Below are 17,133 nucleotides of genomic sequence, written 5' to 3' on the forward strand. Positions count from 1 at the left end.
CGGCCATGACGCGCATTGCAGCACTTTTCGACGGCCCGCTTGACCTGATCGGCGACGTCCACGGTGAGATCGACGCGCTGAGGGATCTGTTGCACCGGCTTGGCTATGGTCCGGACGGCACGCACCCCGAGGGGCGTCGGCTGGTCTTTGTCGGCGACCTCTGCGACCGCGGTCCCGACAGCCCCGCCGTGCTCGACCTGGTCATCGGGCTGGTGGAGAGCGGACACGCGCAGTGCGTGCTCGGCAACCACGAACTGAACATTCTCTGCGGCGCCATCAGAGAGGGCAACGGATGGTTCTTCGAGCACGACCACGATCGTGCGGAGGGGAAGTTTCACACGTCCTCGGCTGTCGACCCGACCATGCGTTCACGGTATCTCGCTTTCCTGGAAGCACTGCCGCTGGCCCTCGAGGGACCTGGACTTCGCGTGGTGCACGCCTGCTGGCACGCGGCTTCGGTCGGGAGGGTGCGGGCGACTTCCGTCACTGGCACCACTGCCATGTTCGACCAGTGGGAAGAAGAACTCGAAGCGAAACTGGAAGCCGAGGGTGCGTTCGTGGGTGCCCGTGACGAGCGGTTGGCGTTCGGCGAACTCATGCATGATCCGAACGCCCTGATGCCCATTTTGCCCAACACGGCGGTCATGGACGAGACGCGCCAGATGGCCAACCCCATCCGGGTGCTGACCTCCGGGGTCGAGCGTGTCGGTACCGCGCCGTTTTACAGCAGCGGAAAATGGCGCATGGTCGAGCGCGTCGCCTGGTGGAACGAATACGCCGACGATGTGCCGGTCGTGATCGGTCACTACTGGCGCTGGCCGTATCCGGTCGATCGCGCCGCGTTCGGTAAGGGTGGTCCGGACCTCTTCGGCGGCGCCTCCTTTGACGAACCACTGGGAGCGCGAAAGAACGTCTACTGCATAGACTATTCGGTCGGTCGGCGGTTTCAGGAACGGCTGCGGGGCACGGACTTCCAGACGCGACTCGGCGCCCTGCGCTGGCCCGAGCGAGAGGTTGTCTTCGACGACCTGGTCACCTCGGCAGTCGCAGGATCGGTCGCGCGTCGCGGTTAGCGCGACGCGGAAACGTCTTCACCATCGGTTGGGGTCGATCGCACACAAATGTGAAGACGTGTCGATTATTCGGCTGCCGCATTTGCCGTCGAGAAAATGGGGAATTCGGTTACCATGGCCTCTGAACAGGTGCGCCGCCCAGGCTGCGGACCCCCGTCCGTCCCGACCTGGTTCCCCCATGCCTCTTCCCCGTATGACGACCGGTACCGCCGGGCTGGACACGATCCTCAAGGGCGGTTTGCCCGTCGACCGCGTCTACCTGCTGGAAGGCCAGCCGGGCTCCGGCAAGACGACCCTTGCCCTGCAGTTTCTCCGCGAGGGCGTGCGGAACGGCGAGCGCTGTCTTTATGTCACCCTCTCGGAAACCACGGACGAACTGACTGAAGTAGCGGCCTCGCACGGCTGGTCGCTGGATGGCATCGACCTTTTCGAACTGGCCTCCGCCGAGGCCGTTCTGGGCGACGGTCGTCAGCAATCGATCCTGCATCCGTGGGAGATGGAACTCGACGGCACGGTCCGACTGATCCAGGCGGAGGTCGAACGCTTCAACCCGAGCCGCATCGTCTTCGACTCGCTGTCCGAACTTCGCCTGCTGGCCCAGGATGCGCTGCGTTACCGCCGTCAGGTGCTGTCGCTCAAGCAGTTTTTCGCGCCACGCAACATCACCGTGATCCTGGTCGACGACCTGACCGGTGAGGGTGGTGAGCGTGATGCGCACCTGCACAGCCTTTGCCACGGGGTGCTTTCGCTCGAGCGCCTGACCCTCGATTTCGGCGCGGCGCGTCGACGCATGCAGGTGCAGAAGCTGCGCGGTGTGGATTTCATCGCGGGTTACCACGATCTGTCTATCGAGACGGGTGGTATGCGGATTTATCCCCGGCTGGTTGCTTCGGATCACCACCGGCCTTTCGTCGGCGACGCCGTGCCCAGCGGTATAGCCGAACTCGACGATCTGCTGGGAGGCGGCCCGCTGCGAGGTACCAGCACGCTGCTGACGGGGCCGGCGGGGACGGGGAAAACCAACGTCGCCCTGCAATTCGTCGCCGCCGCCTGCCAGCGCGGCGAGCATTGCTGCATTTTCGAATTCGACGAGCGTACCGGGACGTTGCTGACCCGGGCCGACGCGCTCGGCTTCGACCTGCGGCCGCATATCGAAAGCGGTCTGCTCGAGCTGCGCCAGATGGACCCTGTGGAAATCTCACCCGGCGAGTTTGCCTGGAGTGTGCGCGAATCCGTGCAGGACAAGAATTGCCGGGTTCTGGTCATCGACAGCCTCAACGGGTACCTCGCATCGATGCCGCAGGAAAAGCAGCTGATGCTGCAGATGCATGAACTGCTTTCGTTTCTCAATCAGGCCGGCGTACTGACCTTGCTGATCAATCCCCAGCACGGTCTGGTCGGCACGATGTCGACGGGTAACCTCAACGTCAGCTACATGGCGGACACGGTCATCCTGTTCCGTTTCTTCGAAGCCCAGGGGCGTATTCGCAAGGCGTTGTCGGTCATCAAGAACCGCAGCGGCGCGCACGAAGACACCATTCGCGAGTTGCGCATCGACAGTCAGGGCTTGCGTCTGAGCGCGCCGCTGTCCGATTTCCGTGGCGTGCTCACGGGTACGCCAGAATTCGTCGGAAGCTCGGCGCCTCTGCTGGATGAGTTCAGTGCCCTTCAGTAAGACGGTCCTGCTGCTGGCGCCTTACGGACGCGACGCGGAGAGCCTGGCTTCCATCATCGGCGAGAACGGCTATCGATCGGCGATTGCCTCGTCCCTCGAAGACCTCGCGCAGCGCCTCGACGATTCGGTGGGCGCTGTGCTGCTCACGGAGGAAGCGATCGCCGGTGACCCGGCGGCGCTGGTCGCGGCACTGCGCCGTCAGGAATCGTGGTCCGACATTCCCTTCGTGCTGCTTCGTGCGCCGCGTTCGTCGGGTCCGGGCAGGCGTGCGGCGCTGCCCGACGAAGCTCTGAACGTCGTCGAGCTGGAGCGCCCGCTGAGCGCGACGTCGCTGGTCAGCGCCGTCACCTCGGCGCTGCGGGCACGGCATAAGCAGTTCATCATTCGCGATCAGATGGTGCGGCTCGAGGAAAGCCAGGCGCTGCAAGCCGAGAGCGAAGCGGAACTGCGTCTGATCGCGGATTCGATCCCCGTGTTGATCGGGTTCGTCGATACGAATCTGGTATACCGCTTCGCCAACCTCGCTTATGAGGAATGGTTCGGCGTGCCGGTGAAGGAGATCCTCGGTCGGCGCATGCCGGATGTGCTGGGACCCGTGACGTGGGCCGAGCGAGCCGAAGCGATCGATCGTGCGCTGCATGGTCGTCCCGTACGCATGGAACTCAACTGGCCGCGCCGTGACGGTCGCCGGCGCGACGCCGAAATCCGTTATCTGCCTCGGTTCGATGCCGATGGCCGTGTCGACGGATTCCACATCTTCGCCACCGATGTGACGGTGCGCAAGGTCGCACTCGAAGCCACGCAGCAGCAGGCGGCTCTGCTCGAGTCGCGGGTCGCGGAGCGCACGGCCGAGCTGAAAGCCGAAATGGCCGCGCGCGCGAGCAGCGAAGAGGCCTTGCGGCAGGCGCAGAAGATGGAGGCGGTCGGCCAGCTGACCGGCGGCATCGCGCATGACTTCAACAATATGCTCACCGGCATCCTGGCCGCGATGGAGCTGATGCGCATGCGCCTGGACGCGAAGCGCTACGACGGCCTCGATCGTTTCCTCGATATCGCCTCGACATCGGCTCAGCGGGCCGCGGGGCTCACGCAGCGGTTGCTGGCGTTTTCCCGCCGTCAGTCACTCGACCCGCGCCCGGTCGATGTCGAAGTCCTGGTGCGCTCGATGGAAGATCTGCTGACGCGGACGCTCGGCGAGCGCGTGCAGCTGCATATCGACCTGGGCCATGTGCCGCATGCGATGGTCGACCACAACCAGCTCGAGAGTGCGCTGCTGAATCTGGCGATCAATGCGCGGGATGCGATGCCCGAGGGTGGTTCGCTGTGTGTCAGGACGACGGTCGAAACGCTTCCCGACACGTCGGACGACACGGTTTACGTGGTCATGTCCGTCACCGATACCGGCACCGGTATGGACGCGGGCACGCTGGACAAGGTATTCGAGCCCTTCTTCACGACCAAGCCGATCGGACAGGGCACGGGGTTGGGCATGTCGATGATCTACGGCTTTGTCCGGCAGTCGCATGGACATGTCCGCATTACCTCCGCCTTGCGGCAGGGTACGACGGTACGGCTTTATCTGCCGATGGCGACCGGGACCGAGGTTGCACCCGAGCAGGGTCGCGCTGTCGTGTTGCAAGGTGGCGGTCAGCGCATCCTCGTGGTGGAAGACGATGTGCAGGTACGCACCCTCGTCACCGAGCTGCTGGAGCAGCTGGGTTACGACGTGGAGGCCGTGGAGTCCGCGGATGCCGCGCTCCCCCTGCTTGCCTCCGCACGTCCTCTGGACCTTTTGGTCACCGATGTGGGTCTGCCTGGACTGAACGGCCGCCAGCTTGCCGAGATCGCCCGGCAGTCGAGGCCGGAATTGCCCGTGCTGTTCATGACAGGCTATGCGGCGACCACGGCGACGCAGGGGGAGTATCTCGATGTCGGCATGACGCTCATCACCAAGCCTTTCAGCCTGAGTGCGCTGAGTGCGGCGGTCAACTCTATTCTGGGGAATACTCGATCCGCAGCTGCCGCGCACGGGACCTGATGGCTTCGCGTTGATCTTCGCTCAGTCGTTCGAGTGAGCGCCACTGCAAAGCCGCGCGTGGATGATTCCAGAAGCGTGCCTTGTGCCGGTCGAGGAAATCCCAGTAAAGCGTCGTGAACGGGCAGGCGTTATCGCCGACCGCTTCGCCCGGCTTGAAGCGGCAATCCGTGCAGTAGTTGCTCATGCGCTCGATATAGCGGCCCGATGCCGCGTACGGCTTGGATACCATGCGGCCGCCGTCGGCGAACTGACTCATGCCCAGCGTATTGGGCGCTTCCACCCATTCGACGGCGTCGACATAGATCGCGAGGTACCACTCGTGGATCTGTGCCGGCGCGACGCCCAGAAGGAGCGCGAAGTTGCCGGTGACCATCAGGCGCTGGATGTGGTGCGCGTAGCCTGTCTGCAGCGTCTGGGTGATCGTTTCCCTCATGCAGTGCATGTCGGTGTCACCGGTCCAGTAAAAGGCCGGCAGCGGTGCGTCGGCACGCAACGCGTTGGACGCGAGCAGGCGCTCCGGTGACAGCCAGTAGACGCCGCGCACGTACTCACGCCAGCCCAGGATTTGCCGCACGAAGCCTTCGATCGACGAAAGACTGACCTCGCCGCGATGGAAGCGGGCGAGTGCGGCGTCGATCACCTCGGCGGGCGACAGCAGGCGCAGATTCATCGAGGTCGACAGACGTGCATGGTAAAGCCACGGTTCGCCGGTCCACATCGCATCCTGCCAGTGGCCGAAGGCGGGCAGGCGGTGGTCGAGAAAGTCGGTGAGTGCCTCCTGTGCCTGCTCGCGGGTGACCGGCCAGTCGAAGCGGTTGAGTTCACCGGGATGGTCCGGCAGCGTGGCCTCGATATCGTCGAGGGCGCTCTGGGTGATGGCATCCGGTTTGAACGCGCTCGGGCGTGGGACCCAACCGGGTCCTTGCCGACCGAAGCTGCCCCGGTTGTCGGCGTCGTAGTTCCACTTGCCGCCGACGGGCTTTCCGTTCTCGAGCAGGATGTCATGCCGCTGGCGCATCCAGCGGTAAAAGTTCTCCATGCGCAGTTCGGTCTTGCCTTTGGCCCATTGGGCAAAGTCATCGACCGAGACGAGGAAGTGGCGATCGGGCCGCTCGACGTATTGCACGCCGCATGCGGCGGCCACTGACTGGATGCCTGCACGCAGGCGGTGTTCGCCGGGACGGATGATGATCAGGCGTTCGGGCTTGAGGTGCTGGAGGGTTTCTTGCAACAGCGCGGTGAGGTCGTCGGGGCCGGCGTCGTTGAGCTTCGCGCAACGCAGCGGAAACCCTTCTCGCTGAAGTTCGGCTGCAAAGTGCCGCATGGCAGCGATGAACAGGGCACTCCGCGCCTTGTGCGACCACACGTGTTCGGATTCGCCGCGTCGCTCGGCCATCCAGACGAGATCGGTCGCCGGATCGAAGTCATCGAAGGCGGAGGAGTTCCGGTTGAGCTGGTCACCGAGGACGACGACGAGGTGGCGAATGGTCATCGGTGGAGTTTATCTCCGCCGGGAGCCATCCCGCCGCCTCAACCGGTCAGAGCAGCGTGCACGCCCCCGCGGTAGCGCGGCCGCTGGCGAACGTCACGCTGGAGCAAAGCACGCGGACCGCCGTGCCGGCTTTCAGCGTCGAGACGCCCGACCACGCGTCGGCGCCGAGAACCATTCTGGGATCGGTCGCGCTGCCGCCACTTGCCAGCGTCAATACCGGAACACCCGGACCGTCGGCGTCGACGCTACGAACATCACCCGTGATTTCCAGCTGTCGATGAGCGAAGTGCTTCGCGGCGACATCAGGATCCGCGGCAAAGGCGCCGGCCAGATCGCCGGCCGAAATCGCTTCCTTTGCCTGCATCGGCGGCTTGGCCGCGTGATGGCCCGCCACGACGGCCACCTGCCTGGAGGGCGGTTGAACCGAATCCTCGCCGGAAGGATGGCTTCGGCAGCCGCCCAGCAAGGCGAGGCCTGCAAGGGCTACGGAAAGGATGAGGGTGTGCTTTGAGGTGATCATGGGGGCTCCTGGCGGCCAAGATGGGGGCCGCCGTCGCCTTTTCCAGAGGGCACCTCGCAGGTTCAGGCGACCAGGACGGCCTTACTCCCGTCGGACGGGGCGTATGCCATGGCCTCGTCGATCTGGTCGAAGGCGAATTCCTTGCCCAGCCGGGTCCGGAACAGGGGATCCCCGATCACGCCGCCGAGCGCTCGCAGTGCGGCAACCAGACCTGTTGACCGAAACGGAATTCGTGATCGTGGCGAGCCCAGCGTATCTCGCCGAACACGGTGTTCCGCAGCGGTTGTCCGATTTGGACAAACACAGCTGTATCGTCTTCGCGCGTGGTCGCGAGCGTCGCCCGTGGACCCTGAAACAGGGACGGGAAACCGTCGCGTACGTGCCGCATGGGTCGCTGGTCACAGGCGATGCCGAACACGTGCGGGCAGGCGTGCTCAGTGGGCTTGGTATCTCCCAGGTACCGATGTGGCTGCTAATAAATGAAGTGCTATCCGGCGAGGTGCAGGTGGTGCTGCCGGAGTTACAGCCCGCACGCATACCGGTGCATGTCGTTTATGCGGCGGGCCGGCGCATCCCGATGCGCGTCCGGGTGTTTATCGATTATCTGGTGGAGGCGTTCGCCGCGGCTGACTCCTGAAGGTCTTTCCTGGTCGCTCCCAGCAGGCCCGCCATCTATCGGGTTTCCGCCGTATCCATCATGGGTGCGAGTGCGAGCAGGTTGCAGATCATCGGCTGCATGGCTTGGCGCATCACTCAGCATCTTCGTTGCCATCATGATCCCGACGACCGGGAATCTCTGGTCCATGTGCGGCATGTTGCTGCTCTGCTGGAACATCGCGTTCACGCCTGGCCCATCGATCGCGACGCCGCTGGGCGAAGTTTACGAGCGCGCGCGGGCCGGTAGTTTTCGCACGTCTACGACATCGAAACTCGTCAGCCTGGCGGGCATGCTTCTGATCGTCGTTGGTACGTATTACACGTACGCCCGGTGACGATGCAGGGCGCATCCGGTAAGTTCGTACATCGTTCCACTCCAGGGCGTGATTCCGTACAAACATGTAAGTTCAACATGCGGGAATGTCAGTCGTTGGGCAATGGATTTGGCCGCACCATGGTATTTCAGGCCCCATGGAGTAATCGATATGAATTTTCGCACGAACATTTGTGTACGTCTCGGCCCCGCTAGGGCGCTCCGATGAGGGTGGCGTGGATCGGCCTGGGCAGCATGGGCGCCGCGATCGTTCCCCGCCTCGTGGCAGCCGGACATCGCGTGTCCGTATGGAACCGTTCGCGGGAAGCGATGGATGCGCTGGACGGCGTTGAAAGGCTCGAGCGAGCGGCGGACGCGTTCGGGCACGATGTGGTGATCAGCATGCTTGCCGATGATCGTGCGGTCCGCGAGGTCTTGATCGGGAGCGGTGCCATTTCACGTGCTGGAAGCTCGACAATCCACATCGTGATGTCGACGATTTCGCTGGCGCTCGTGCAGGAACTCAAGACCTTGCATGACGAAGCCGGGATCCCTTATGTCGCCGCGCCTGTCTTCGGCGTACCAGCGGTGGCAGCTGCCGGAGCACTCAATATCCTGGCTGCGGGATCGGACGAAGCGATTGCATCGGTCCAGCCCTTGTTCGACGTGATGGGTAAAACCACGTGGCGTCTCGGTGCGGATCAGCGTATGGCGCATGTTGCGAAGATCGCCGGCAACCTGATGATTACCCAGGCGATCGAGTCCATGGCTGAAGCGACGGCGCTTACTGAAGCGTACGGCTTATCGGCGGACGTCTTCCTTAGCGTGGTAACGCAGACGATGTTCGCCAGTCCGAGCTATCAGCGATATGCGCAAAATATCGCCCGCAGCTCGTACGAACCGGGTTTTAAACTTTCCCTTGGACTGAAAGACGTCAATCTTGCGCAGGAGGCGGCAAAGGACGCGGCACTCGAACTCCCCGCGATGAGCGTCGTGCGTGAAAGCCTTTCGCGAGCCGCGTCCTCCGGTCTCGGTAACGAGGATTGGTCCGCGCTCGCGAAAGTCGTACGTGGGGAGGTAAGCGGGGAGAGCGCTACCGTGACAGATGAGTGCGGTGTGCGCGGGGCGGGCAGGGCCGCCGTGCCGCCATGGCCCTTAGTGCGCGATGACCGGCCCGGATGACTGCCGCGCCCCTGGCGGGAAGCCGTGAGACCGTGCCGCGAACGCAATCGACAGTGCGGCGAGCGCGAGGACCAACGTGGCCCACGGAAACGACACCGCTCCGAAGTGATCGAGCAGGACGCCGCCAAGCAGGCCGCCGCCGGCGATCGCGCTGTTCCAGGTCACCACGTTCATCGACAAGGCGACATCCGCCGCATCGCCTGCCGCATCGGCCAGGGCGGTCTGCAGCAGGGTGGCGGCACCGCCGAAGGTCAGTCCCCATACGGCGACGGCCGCGCATACCACACCGGGCGATCGCATGCCGAAGCCCAGCGCGAGACATGTAGCCGCGAAGACGGCGAGACTGCCAAGAACGGAAGGCCGCAGACCCCGGTCCACGGTACGACCGGTCGCGTAGATGCCTGCCAATGCCGCTACGCCGAAGACGAGAAGCAGCTTGTCCAGGTCTCTCAGCAGGCCGGAAGGTGTCGCCAACGGAGCGATGTATGTGTAAAGGATGTTGTGTCCGAGCATCCAGGTGAGCACGACGCCCAGGACAGGGCGCACACCGGGCATGCGTAGTACGGCGCGCAGGGCGTGCGATGACTTGGCTGGTTGCCCAGCGTAATCAGGGACCTTCAGTAGCACCCACGCGATCAGCACGAGCGTCAGGCCTGACATGCTGCCGAAGGCCCAGCGCCATCCGATGGCAGCCCCCAGCCACGTTCCGACCGGCACGCCCAGCGCCAGTGCGATCGGGGTACCCACCATCGCCAGTGCCATCGCCTTGCCTTGCTGGGCGACGGTGACCATGCGTCGCGCATAGCCTGCCAGCAGGCTCCATGCGAGACCGGCCGCGGCACCGGCGAAGAATCGGGCGACCAGTGTCAGCGTAAAGCTGGATGACCACGCCGTAAGTGAGTTGAAGACGAGGAAGCCAACGATCGACAGGAGGAGCACGCTGCGCCGCCGCCAGTTCTGCGTCGCGACGGTCAGGGGAATGGCCGCGATCAACGAGCCCGCAGCATAGGCCGTCACCGTCTGTCCGGCCGCGGAAGCATCTATGCCCAGACCGTCGCCGATCTGTGGCAGCAGCCCGGCGGGAAGGGTCTCCGTGACGATGCAGGTGAAGCCGGTCATCGCGAGGGCGAGTAACGCGGCTATGGGGAGCTTGGGGTCTGAAGGCTTTGCCACCGGAATTCCTGAATTGATCGAGTTGTGTATCAGTCGATACAAAAGGTCGATACAAAAGTAGGCGGTGGCGGTCTCGTGGTCAAGGACTTCTGTATCGAGTAGTATATAAATCATCCAACGGAGGACCTTTCGATGGCTCAGATGGGGCGACCGCGCGGCTTCGATCGCGACGCCGCGGTAAAGCAGGCGATGCACCTGTTCTGGGAGCGTGGGTACGAATCCACCTCGCTGAACGACCTGAAAGCAGGTATCGGCGGCGGGATATCGTCGCCAAGCCTTTACGCGGCTTTCGGTTCGAAGGAGGGTCTGTTCCACGAGGCGGTCGAGCTGTATCTCGCGACGCACGGGCAGGTCATGGAATGCCTGTGGGACGCATCGCTGTCGCCACGTGAGGCCATCGAACAGTCGCTGCGTCGCTCAGCGCGCATGCAATCCGAGCGTGGCCATCCGCGCGGCTGCATGATCGCGCTGGGGGCAATGGGCGCCTGCTCGCCGGAGCACGCCGACACCGACAAGCCGGTAAAAGCCGCACGTGAACGGAATGAGGCGGGGCTGCTCGCCTGCGTGAGACGCGGCATCGCACAAGGCGACTTTCCCGCGGAGCTGGACGCCCAGGCAACCGCTATGGCGCTTTACGGCTTCCTGCTGGGCATGTCGACCATGGCGCGTGACGGCGCGTCGCGCGCCATGCTGGAAGGCGCGGTGAGCCGGATGATGGATCTCTTAGGACCGGCACTTAAGTAGCTTCTGCAAAGAAAGCTTAGTTTTTGCTGATGCGAATGCATTCGATTTGCGTTAAGATCTCGCCGCGAAACGATGAGCCAGCCCTGCGGCAAGCCCTAGTCGTCACATGAATCGGGACGGCAAGACGGCCGTTCCATGGGTTTTGCTTGCCTGGGGTTTTTGCCATGTCTCATCGTTCATCGAGCCAACTGCGGCTGACTTTGCTTTGCCTTGCCCTCAGCGCGGCGCTGCCCGCGATGGTCCACGCCGAAACGGCCGTTGAGGACGCCGACAAGGACGCCAAGGACAAGAAGACGACCACCCTGGACACGGTCAACGTGAAGGGCCAGGCCGTCTCGGTGTACACGACGGACCAGACCAGCGCGACCACGCGCCTGCCGCTGACCCTGCAGGACACCCCGCAGTCGATCAGCGTGATCACCGAGCAGCGGATCAAGGACCAGAACCTGACCAACCTGCGCGACGTGCTGGACAACACCACGGGTGTCTCGTCCACGGCGTACGATTCCGAGCGCGTCGTGTTCTGGTCGCGCGGCTTCCAGATCGAGAACATGTCGTACGACGGCGTGCCGATCGCATCCAGCCTGAACATCAGCTCGGCCGACTCGTCGCTGGACACCTCGATCTATGAGCGTGTCGAAGTGATACGCGGTGCGACCGGTCTGCTGAGCGGCGCCGGCAGCCCGTCGGCCAATATCAACTTCGTGCGCAAGCATGCCGACAGCCGTACGGCCGAAGCCGATGTGAGCGTCAGCTACGGTTCCTGGAATACCCAGCGCGAGACCGTGGACGCCTCCTTCCCGCTGAACAGCTCCGGCAGCGTGCGCGGCCGCTTCGTCGCGGCGCATGAAGACGGCGACTCGTATCTCGATCGTTACCATACCCAGAAAAACGTGGCCTATGGCGTCATCGATGCCGACCTTGACGACAACACCACGCTGAGCGTGGGCTATGACTGGCAGAAGACACGTCCGACAGGCGTCACCTGGGGCTCGTATCCGGTGTACGACGACGCCGGCGGTTTCATCCAGTGGCCTCGCAGCTTCTCGCCGGCGGCGGACTGGACCCACTGGAACAACACGACGCAGACGGCGTTCGTCGACCTGAAACACAGCTTCGACAACGGCTGGCAGCTGCACGCGATGGCCAGCCACCGCAAGACGGATGCCGACTCCGCGCTGTTCTACGTCTACGGCTGGCCCAACCGCGACACGGGTGAGGGCATCACGCCGTACGCGTATAAGAGCTACCAGCGCGGCAGCCAGAACAATGTGGACCTTTATGCGTCCGGTCCGTTCAGCGCCTTCGGTCGCGAGCACGAACTGGTGGTTGGCCTGACCGACTCGCACTATCGGACCGATTACTTCGACTACCCGCATGGCGACCTGCCGGACGTGGGTAATTTCCTCCAGTGGACAGGCGACTATCCGTATCCGGATTTCTCGTCGTCGAGCGAGCGAGTGTCGATCGCCCGGACCGAACAGAGCGGCGCGTATGCCGCGGCGCGCCTGTCGCTGGCTGACCCACTGAAGCTGATCGTCGGTGCACGCTATGCCAGGTGGAAAAATGACACCAACGACAGCACGGCGGGGATCTATCACGAGACCGCCAGCAAGACGATCCCGTACGCCGGCCTGATTTACGACATCACGCCGACTTACTCCGCGTTCGTCAGCTACACCCAGATCTTCGATCCGCAGAACAACCGCAAGGAAGACGGCAGCTTCCTCGAGCCCGTGCTGGGCACGAGCCGCGAAGTGGGCGTCAAGGGTCGCCACTTCGACGGTGCACTGAATACCTCGCTGGTCTTCTTCGAAACCCGGCAGGACCATGTGGCCGACGCGCTTACGGGCGTCTACCTGCCGGACGGCATCACCCAGGCTTACCGGTCGGTTGACGGTACGAAGTCGCGCGGCTATGAGTTCGAGGCATCCGGCGTGCTGTCGCGTGACTGGAACGCGACGCTCGGCTGGTCGCACTTCAACGTGAAATCGCCGGACGGCGGTGCGCTGCGTCCCTCGTTGCCACGCACGCTGGTTCGCCTGTTCACCTCGTACACGCTGCCGGACGCATGGAGCGGGCTCACCGTGGGTGGCGGTGTGAACTGGCAGGGTCCGTCGAAGGCGTATGTCGACGGTGCCAGCGGGCCGAACATCCTACGCCAGTCGTCAGTGACGCTGGTCAGCGCGATGGCCCGCTACGCCTTCAACGACCGCGCATCCGTGCAGTTCAACGGCGACAACCTCCTCAACAAGAAGTACTTCGTGCTCGACGATTCCAGCGACCTGTATTACGCGCCGGGCTCGACCTGGACGCTGTCGTTCAACTACAAGTTCTTCTGATAGAACGTCTCGACAAGCCGGAGGAAGATCGCCGGCTTTTCAGCTGCCCATGCGGGAGCGGATGGCCGACTGAATCTGCTCCAGCGTGATGTAACCGCGATGCTCGCTGTCGATGTCGTCGAAGTGCTCGGCGATGCGCGGCATACCCGCTTTCGCCTCGTCACGGGTCAGTTTGCCATCGTGGTCCTTGTCCGCCTGGTTGAAACGCTGTGTCAGCTGGGCCATGGCCTGCTGCGCGCGACCGTCGGCTTCCTGGGGCGAAGCGATGGCGAAGGTCGGGACAATCATCAGGCAGGCGGTTACGTAGAGGTATCGCATATCGGCTCCTCGGGACGTGGCGGTATGCCTCGTCGTCGGGAGCAGGTTAGTCACCGGGTGCGTTGCGTATGTGTCGGAAGCGGCGAAACTTGTTTCAAAACGTTACCGGCGCTCAGCCATGTATCGCCCCGGGGACGTTCCCAGCGCCTTGCGGAACATGGTCACGAAACTACCGGCGCTTTCATAGCCCAGCCGCTCCGCGACGCTCTGAACGGTCGATCCCGTGCCAAGCCACCTGACGGCCAGCATCAGGTGGATCTGCTGGCGCCAGCGGCCAAAGCTCATGCCGGTTTCCCGGGGAAGGATGCGGGCCATGGTTCGTTCGCTGAGCCCCACGCGAGCGGCCCAGCTATGCATCGTGCCGCGGTCGGCGGGCGCGGCCATGATCATCGTCGCGATTTTGCGCAAGCGGGCGTCCGTGGGCATAGGCAGGTGGAGGTTGCCTGTCGGCATCGCCGCGATTTCGTCCAGTAGCAGCGTTACGACGTGCGATTCGATCCCGCCCTCGGGATAGAGCAGGGGGAAGCTCGCCGAGCGGATCATGAGCTCGCGCAGGAGCGGGGAGACCGCGATGGAGCAGCATTCGGCCGGCATGTTCGCCGTCACCGCCGGATCGATGAAGAGCGTATAGCCTTCGAGTCGGCCGGCGATCGTGATGTTGTGCAGCACGCCCCCGGGTACCCAGATGGCGTGCTGGGGCGGCACCGTCCAGAGGCCGCTCTCGACTTCGCAACTGGCGATGCCGCGCACCAGCATCATGAGTTGCGCCTTCCGGTGCCGATGAAAATCGGTCTCGATCGGGCTCAGGTTCTCGGCGACGACACCGAACGTGATGGCGGGCCGGGGAACGTCATCGGGTTCGATCCATTCGGCATTCTCGGCGCCGGGCGTGGGCGAGTCGGTAAGGATCGGCATGCGATGGACTTGTGTCCGGTCCGGGTGGCGGTGGCAGGAATTCCAAACATTCTGGCGTTCTTGCGCAATGGCAGCAAGCTCGCCGCGTCCTAGGCTGTCCGTCCATTGCTGCCGGACTCGCCGGCAGCAGCTCACCCTCATCCGGAGAACCGGCAGCATGGAATCCTTGAGCACGGGGCGTGTCGCTGACACGCTGGCACGTCTTTTCGCGGAAGCGGAGCTGGCGGATCGCCCTCTGATGGAGCGGTTTGCGGAGGTCGAGATCGACGATGCGTTCTTCGCGCAGCAGATCGCGCTGGAGCAAGACGACCTGCGCGGCGTCTACCAGGGTTACGCGGAAAACTTCCTCAACGTGGCGCCTGAATACGTACGCTTTCTCTATCAGTGTGCGCGTGCCGGCCGAGCCACCCGCATCGTCGAATTCGGGACATCGATGGGCGTATCGGCTGTTTATCTGGCCGCCGCCTTGCGCGACATGGGTGGCGGTCAGCTGGTGGGCAGTGAGATCGAGCCGGCCAAGGCCGAGCGAGCGCGTGCGAATCTTGCATCCGCCGGACTCGCGGAGTTCGTCGATATCCGGGTCGGCGATGCGCGCGAGACGCTGTTGGACGTGGGTGGCCCGATCGACATGGTGCTGCTCGATGGCGCCTCCAGCCTCTATCTGCCGATACTCAAACTGCTCGAACCTCATCTGACGTCGGGGGCGGTCATACTGGCGGAGAACGCCTTCGATCACGGCAACGACTACCTCGACTATGTGCGCGATCCGACGCATGGCTACCTGTCACAGCCCATCCCGGTGAGCGAAGGGCGGGGCAACGAATATTCGGTGTTCGTGCGATGACGGGGCAGCCCGGGCGGTTCGGGAAGACGCTGACCCGCATGTTCATGAAGCAGGCGCAGGTGACCGCAGTCGAGACCCTTGCGGGCGGATTCCATTTGATTTCGCTGCAGAGCGACGCCTTCAGAGACGTGGCGTGGGCACCCGGGCAGAAAGTGCAGGTCGCCATGGGATCCGCGTTCACGGCCCGAACCTTCACGCCCGTCGACTGGAATGCGATATCGGGAAGAACGAGGATCGTGGGCTACGCGCACGGAGACGGGCCTGGCTCTCAGTGGCTTCGGAGTGTAAAGCCAGGTGCGCCATGCGATGTTTTCGGCCCTCGTGCATCCCTCGATCTGAGCGGTGTGCAAGGCGAGCCCGTGGTATTCGGTGACGAAACCTCGATGGGTCTGGTGTATGCCCTTGCCCAGCGGTTCCCCCATCAGAAACTGCACGGCATCCTGGAGGTCAGTCACGCAGCCCGTGCCGGTGAGGTCATCGCCCGGCTGGCGCTCGAGGGCGTGGAAATTCACGAGCGTTTGCCGGAGGACGCCCATTTCCCGGCCGTAGAGCGCCGCTTCGCCGCGCTGGCCGCCACACCGGCCAGCTTTGTTCTTACGGGCAAGGCGACATCGATACAGCATGCCAGCCGTGCGCTGAAGGCACTGGGTGTGTCTCGGGCGCGCATGATGTCTAAGGCGTATTGGTCCCCCGGTAAAACGGGCCTCGACTGACGTTGGCGAATTCAATCGCGCGGCGTCCTCGTGCGATAGCGGGATGCTGGAATCGCGTGTGGAGCAGGACGCAGAATGAGGTCTTCGTGCCTTCTGCGACTCGCCCCCGGAATCCATCATGCGATCACACGTTCTTCTTGCCGCCATGGCGCTGCTCATCGCGCCAGCCTCGTTCGCCGCGACGCAGGATTTCTCGGTCGGACCGCAATATGACACGACACACGTCTATGTGGCCCCCGGCGACGTCGACGCGTTCGTGCGGAGTTTTGCCGCGACGTTCGGCGGTCAGTCCACGCCGCAAGCCGTGGTCACTGTCACTCCGACGCCATCGTCGACGTCATCTCAGCTGGTGAAGAGCCCCGTGGGCGCGATCTCCGTATTCGGCTTCCGCACACCGGTGCCGTATCCGTTCGGGCTGGAGCGCACGGGTTATCTGGTGACCGATCTGGATGAGGCGGTCAGGGCGGCCAACCGCGCGGGCGCCGCCACGCTGGTGGCGCCCTTCGATGATCCCATCGGTCGCGACGCGGTGGTGACGTGGCCGGGCGGCGTGAACATGCAGCTCTACTGGCACACGAAGAAATCCGAATACACCCCACTGGAGCACGTGCCCGAGAACCGCATCTATTTGCCGGTGCAGTCGGCGGACGCTTTCGTCAAGGCGTTCGTCGCTTTCGCGCATGGCAAGGTCGTATCGGACGAGCGTGCCGCTCCGGTGGCGGATATCGGCGGGAAGAGCGGCGTGTTCCGTCGTATCCGTATCGAATCGGGCTACGGCAAGGCGACGGTGCTGGTGACGGATGGGCACCTCGACTGGCCCTATGGCGCGGAAACCACGGGCTACGAGGTCGGCGATCTGGACGCGACGCTGGCACGTGCGCGCGACAATGGCGTAAAGGTCCTGGTCGACATCCATGCGGAAACGGATCGCCGCGCCGCGATGCTGCAGTTCCCGGGCGGCTACGTCGCGGAAGTGCACAGCGCTGCCAGGTGATCGGGTGCCCGCGATTCGACGGGGTAACATCCAAGGCCATGACGCGTGCATCTCGTGGATAACCGGCGGGCGACTCCCGGATGGATCGTCGGACACATCGTCGTGAAGAGGGTGTGAAAAATGACGTCTCGAATCGCTTG

Annotated in this window: 16 protein-coding genes; 11 read left to right on the plus strand and 5 right to left on the minus strand. The window is 63.8% G+C overall.

The genetic code is table 11. The features are described from left to right. The first annotated feature begins 5 nt into the window (after positions 1 to 5). From BLT40_RS04425 to BLT40_RS04435, 3 genes are all read left to right on the plus strand, one after another. Entirely contained in the window at positions 6 to 1,073 is a 1,068-nt protein-coding gene (locus tag BLT40_RS04425) for a metallophosphoesterase (protein WP_090351730.1), read from the plus strand. A 178-nt stretch (positions 1,074 to 1,251) separates the two neighbouring features. Next, positions 1,252 to 2,748, plus strand: coding sequence for an ATPase domain-containing protein (locus BLT40_RS04430; protein ID WP_079520120.1), 1,497 nt, complete (start codon positions 1,252 to 1,254; stop codon positions 2,746 to 2,748). After that, on the plus strand, positions 2,735 to 4,786 hold the full coding sequence (locus tag BLT40_RS04435) for a hybrid sensor histidine kinase/response regulator (protein WP_255363929.1): 2,052 nt from the start codon (positions 2,735 to 2,737) through the stop codon (positions 4,784 to 4,786). Before BLT40_RS04430 ends, BLT40_RS04435 begins: the two co-directional genes overlap by 14 nt. Here the strand turns inward: BLT40_RS04435 and BLT40_RS04440 are convergent. Both BLT40_RS04440 and BLT40_RS04445 read right to left on the minus strand, forming a co-directional pair. Beyond that, on the minus strand, positions 4,740 to 6,278 hold the full coding sequence (locus BLT40_RS04440) for a cryptochrome/photolyase family protein (RefSeq protein ID WP_090351737.1): 1,539 nt from the start codon (positions 6,276 to 6,278) through the stop codon (positions 4,740 to 4,742). The two genes, BLT40_RS04435 and BLT40_RS04440, sit on opposite strands and share 47 nt — an antisense overlap. Positions 6,279 to 6,324: 46 nt before the next feature. Then, entirely contained in the window at positions 6,325 to 6,798 is a 474-nt protein-coding gene (locus BLT40_RS04445; protein ID WP_090351739.1) for a hypothetical protein, read from the minus strand. Positions 6,799 to 7,012: 214 nt separating this feature from the next. Between BLT40_RS04445 and BLT40_RS04450 the strand changes: the two genes are divergently transcribed. From BLT40_RS04450 to BLT40_RS04460, 3 genes are all read left to right on the plus strand, one after another. Further along, on the plus strand, positions 7,013 to 7,435 hold the full coding sequence (locus tag BLT40_RS04450; RefSeq protein WP_255363930.1) for a substrate binding domain-containing protein: 423 nt from the start codon (positions 7,013 to 7,015) through the stop codon (positions 7,433 to 7,435). Between the two features lie 136 nt (positions 7,436 to 7,571). Then, positions 7,572 to 7,790 carry a hypothetical protein gene (locus BLT40_RS04455; RefSeq protein WP_143025829.1) on the plus strand — a complete coding sequence of 73 codons (219 nt, stop codon included), beginning with the start codon at positions 7,572 to 7,574 and terminating at the stop codon, positions 7,788 to 7,790. A 203-nt stretch (positions 7,791 to 7,993) separates the two neighbouring features. Beyond that, the gene (locus BLT40_RS04460; protein WP_090351748.1) at positions 7,994 to 8,950 is read left to right on the plus strand and encodes an NAD(P)-dependent oxidoreductase; all 957 of its coding nucleotides are present in this window, start codon (positions 7,994 to 7,996) and stop codon (positions 8,948 to 8,950) included. On the opposite strand, the gene BLT40_RS04465 is transcribed toward BLT40_RS04460, so the two are convergent. After that, positions 8,924 to 10,123, minus strand: coding sequence for an MFS transporter (locus BLT40_RS04465; protein WP_255363931.1), 1,200 nt, complete (start codon positions 10,121 to 10,123; stop codon positions 8,924 to 8,926). The genes BLT40_RS04460 and BLT40_RS04465 overlap by 27 nt on opposite strands. Before the next feature lie 132 nt (positions 10,124 to 10,255). Here BLT40_RS04465 and BLT40_RS04470 point away from each other — a divergent pair, with 132 nt between their 5' ends. Both BLT40_RS04470 and BLT40_RS04475 read left to right on the plus strand, forming a co-directional pair. After that, positions 10,256 to 10,867 carry a TetR/AcrR family transcriptional regulator gene (locus BLT40_RS04470; protein ID WP_090351751.1) on the plus strand — a complete coding sequence of 204 codons (612 nt, stop codon included), beginning with the start codon at positions 10,256 to 10,258 and terminating at the stop codon, positions 10,865 to 10,867. A 164-nt stretch (positions 10,868 to 11,031) separates the two neighbouring features. Next, positions 11,032 to 13,209, plus strand: coding sequence for a TonB-dependent siderophore receptor (locus BLT40_RS04475; protein WP_090351753.1), 2,178 nt, complete (start codon positions 11,032 to 11,034; stop codon positions 13,207 to 13,209). A 39-nt stretch (positions 13,210 to 13,248) separates the two neighbouring features. Here the strand turns inward: BLT40_RS04475 and BLT40_RS04480 are convergent, their stop codons facing one another. Both BLT40_RS04480 and BLT40_RS04485 read right to left on the minus strand, forming a co-directional pair. After that, positions 13,249 to 13,527: an EF-hand domain-containing protein gene (locus tag BLT40_RS04480; RefSeq protein ID WP_090351756.1), complete on the minus strand. Its 279-nt coding sequence runs from the start codon at positions 13,525 to 13,527 to the stop codon at positions 13,249 to 13,251. Between the two features lie 102 nt (positions 13,528 to 13,629). Then, positions 13,630 to 14,601, minus strand: coding sequence for an AraC family transcriptional regulator (locus BLT40_RS04485; protein WP_255363932.1), 972 nt, complete (start codon positions 14,599 to 14,601; stop codon positions 13,630 to 13,632). Here BLT40_RS04485 and BLT40_RS04490 point away from each other — a divergent pair. The 3 genes from BLT40_RS04490 (at position 14,600) to BLT40_RS04500 (ending at position 16,993) form a co-directional block, all read left to right on the plus strand. After that, positions 14,600 to 15,286 carry an O-methyltransferase gene (locus tag BLT40_RS04490; protein WP_090351760.1) on the plus strand — a complete coding sequence of 229 codons (687 nt, stop codon included), beginning with the start codon at positions 14,600 to 14,602 and terminating at the stop codon, positions 15,284 to 15,286. The two genes, BLT40_RS04485 and BLT40_RS04490, sit on opposite strands and share 2 nt — an antisense overlap. Positions 15,287 to 15,324: 38 nt before the next feature. Further along, positions 15,325 to 15,999: a siderophore-interacting protein gene (locus BLT40_RS04495; RefSeq protein ID WP_218124518.1), complete on the plus strand. Its 675-nt coding sequence runs from the start codon at positions 15,325 to 15,327 to the stop codon at positions 15,997 to 15,999. 118 nt (positions 16,000 to 16,117) lie between these two features. Continuing rightward, entirely contained in the window at positions 16,118 to 16,993 is an 876-nt protein-coding gene (locus BLT40_RS04500) for a VOC family protein (RefSeq protein ID WP_255363933.1), read from the plus strand. Positions 16,994 to 17,133 lie beyond the last annotated feature (140 nt).

It is taken from the genome of Dyella sp. 333MFSha, assembly GCF_900102405.1.
In the GTDB taxonomy this organism is placed as follows: domain Bacteria; phylum Pseudomonadota; class Gammaproteobacteria; order Xanthomonadales; family Rhodanobacteraceae; genus Luteibacter; species Luteibacter mycovicinus.

Excerpts from the sequence above, each read along its gene's own strand:
- BLT40_RS04485 (WP_255363932.1), bottom strand. The coding sequence starts at position 14,601 with ATGCTGCCGGTTCTCCGGATGAGGGTGAGCTGCTGCCGGCGAGTCCGG.
- BLT40_RS04455 (WP_143025829.1), top strand. The coding sequence starts at position 7,572 with ATGATCCCGACGACCGGGAATCTCTGGTCCATGTGCGGCATGTTGCTG.
- BLT40_RS04425 (WP_090351730.1), top strand. The coding sequence starts at position 6 with ATGACGCGCATTGCAGCACTTTTCGACGGCCCGCTTGACCTGATCGGC.
- BLT40_RS04495 (WP_218124518.1), top strand. The coding sequence starts at position 15,325 with ATGTTCATGAAGCAGGCGCAGGTGACCGCAGTCGAGACCCTTGCGGGC.
- BLT40_RS04460 (WP_090351748.1), top strand. The coding sequence starts at position 7,994 with ATGAGGGTGGCGTGGATCGGCCTGGGCAGCATGGGCGCCGCGATCGTT.
- BLT40_RS04475 (WP_090351753.1), top strand. The coding sequence starts at position 11,032 with ATGTCTCATCGTTCATCGAGCCAACTGCGGCTGACTTTGCTTTGCCTT.
- BLT40_RS04430 (WP_079520120.1), top strand. The coding sequence starts at position 1,252 with ATGCCTCTTCCCCGTATGACGACCGGTACCGCCGGGCTGGACACGATC.
- BLT40_RS04470 (WP_090351751.1), top strand. The coding sequence starts at position 10,256 with ATGGCTCAGATGGGGCGACCGCGCGGCTTCGATCGCGACGCCGCGGTA.
- BLT40_RS04490 (WP_090351760.1), top strand. The coding sequence starts at position 14,600 with ATGGAATCCTTGAGCACGGGGCGTGTCGCTGACACGCTGGCACGTCTT.
- BLT40_RS04440 (WP_090351737.1), bottom strand. The coding sequence starts at position 6,278 with ATGACCATTCGCCACCTCGTCGTCGTCCTCGGTGACCAGCTCAACCGG.
- BLT40_RS04445 (WP_090351739.1), bottom strand. The coding sequence starts at position 6,798 with ATGATCACCTCAAAGCACACCCTCATCCTTTCCGTAGCCCTTGCAGGC.
- BLT40_RS04480 (WP_090351756.1), bottom strand. The coding sequence starts at position 13,527 with ATGCGATACCTCTACGTAACCGCCTGCCTGATGATTGTCCCGACCTTC.
- BLT40_RS04500 (WP_255363933.1), top strand. The coding sequence starts at position 16,118 with ATGCGATCACACGTTCTTCTTGCCGCCATGGCGCTGCTCATCGCGCCA.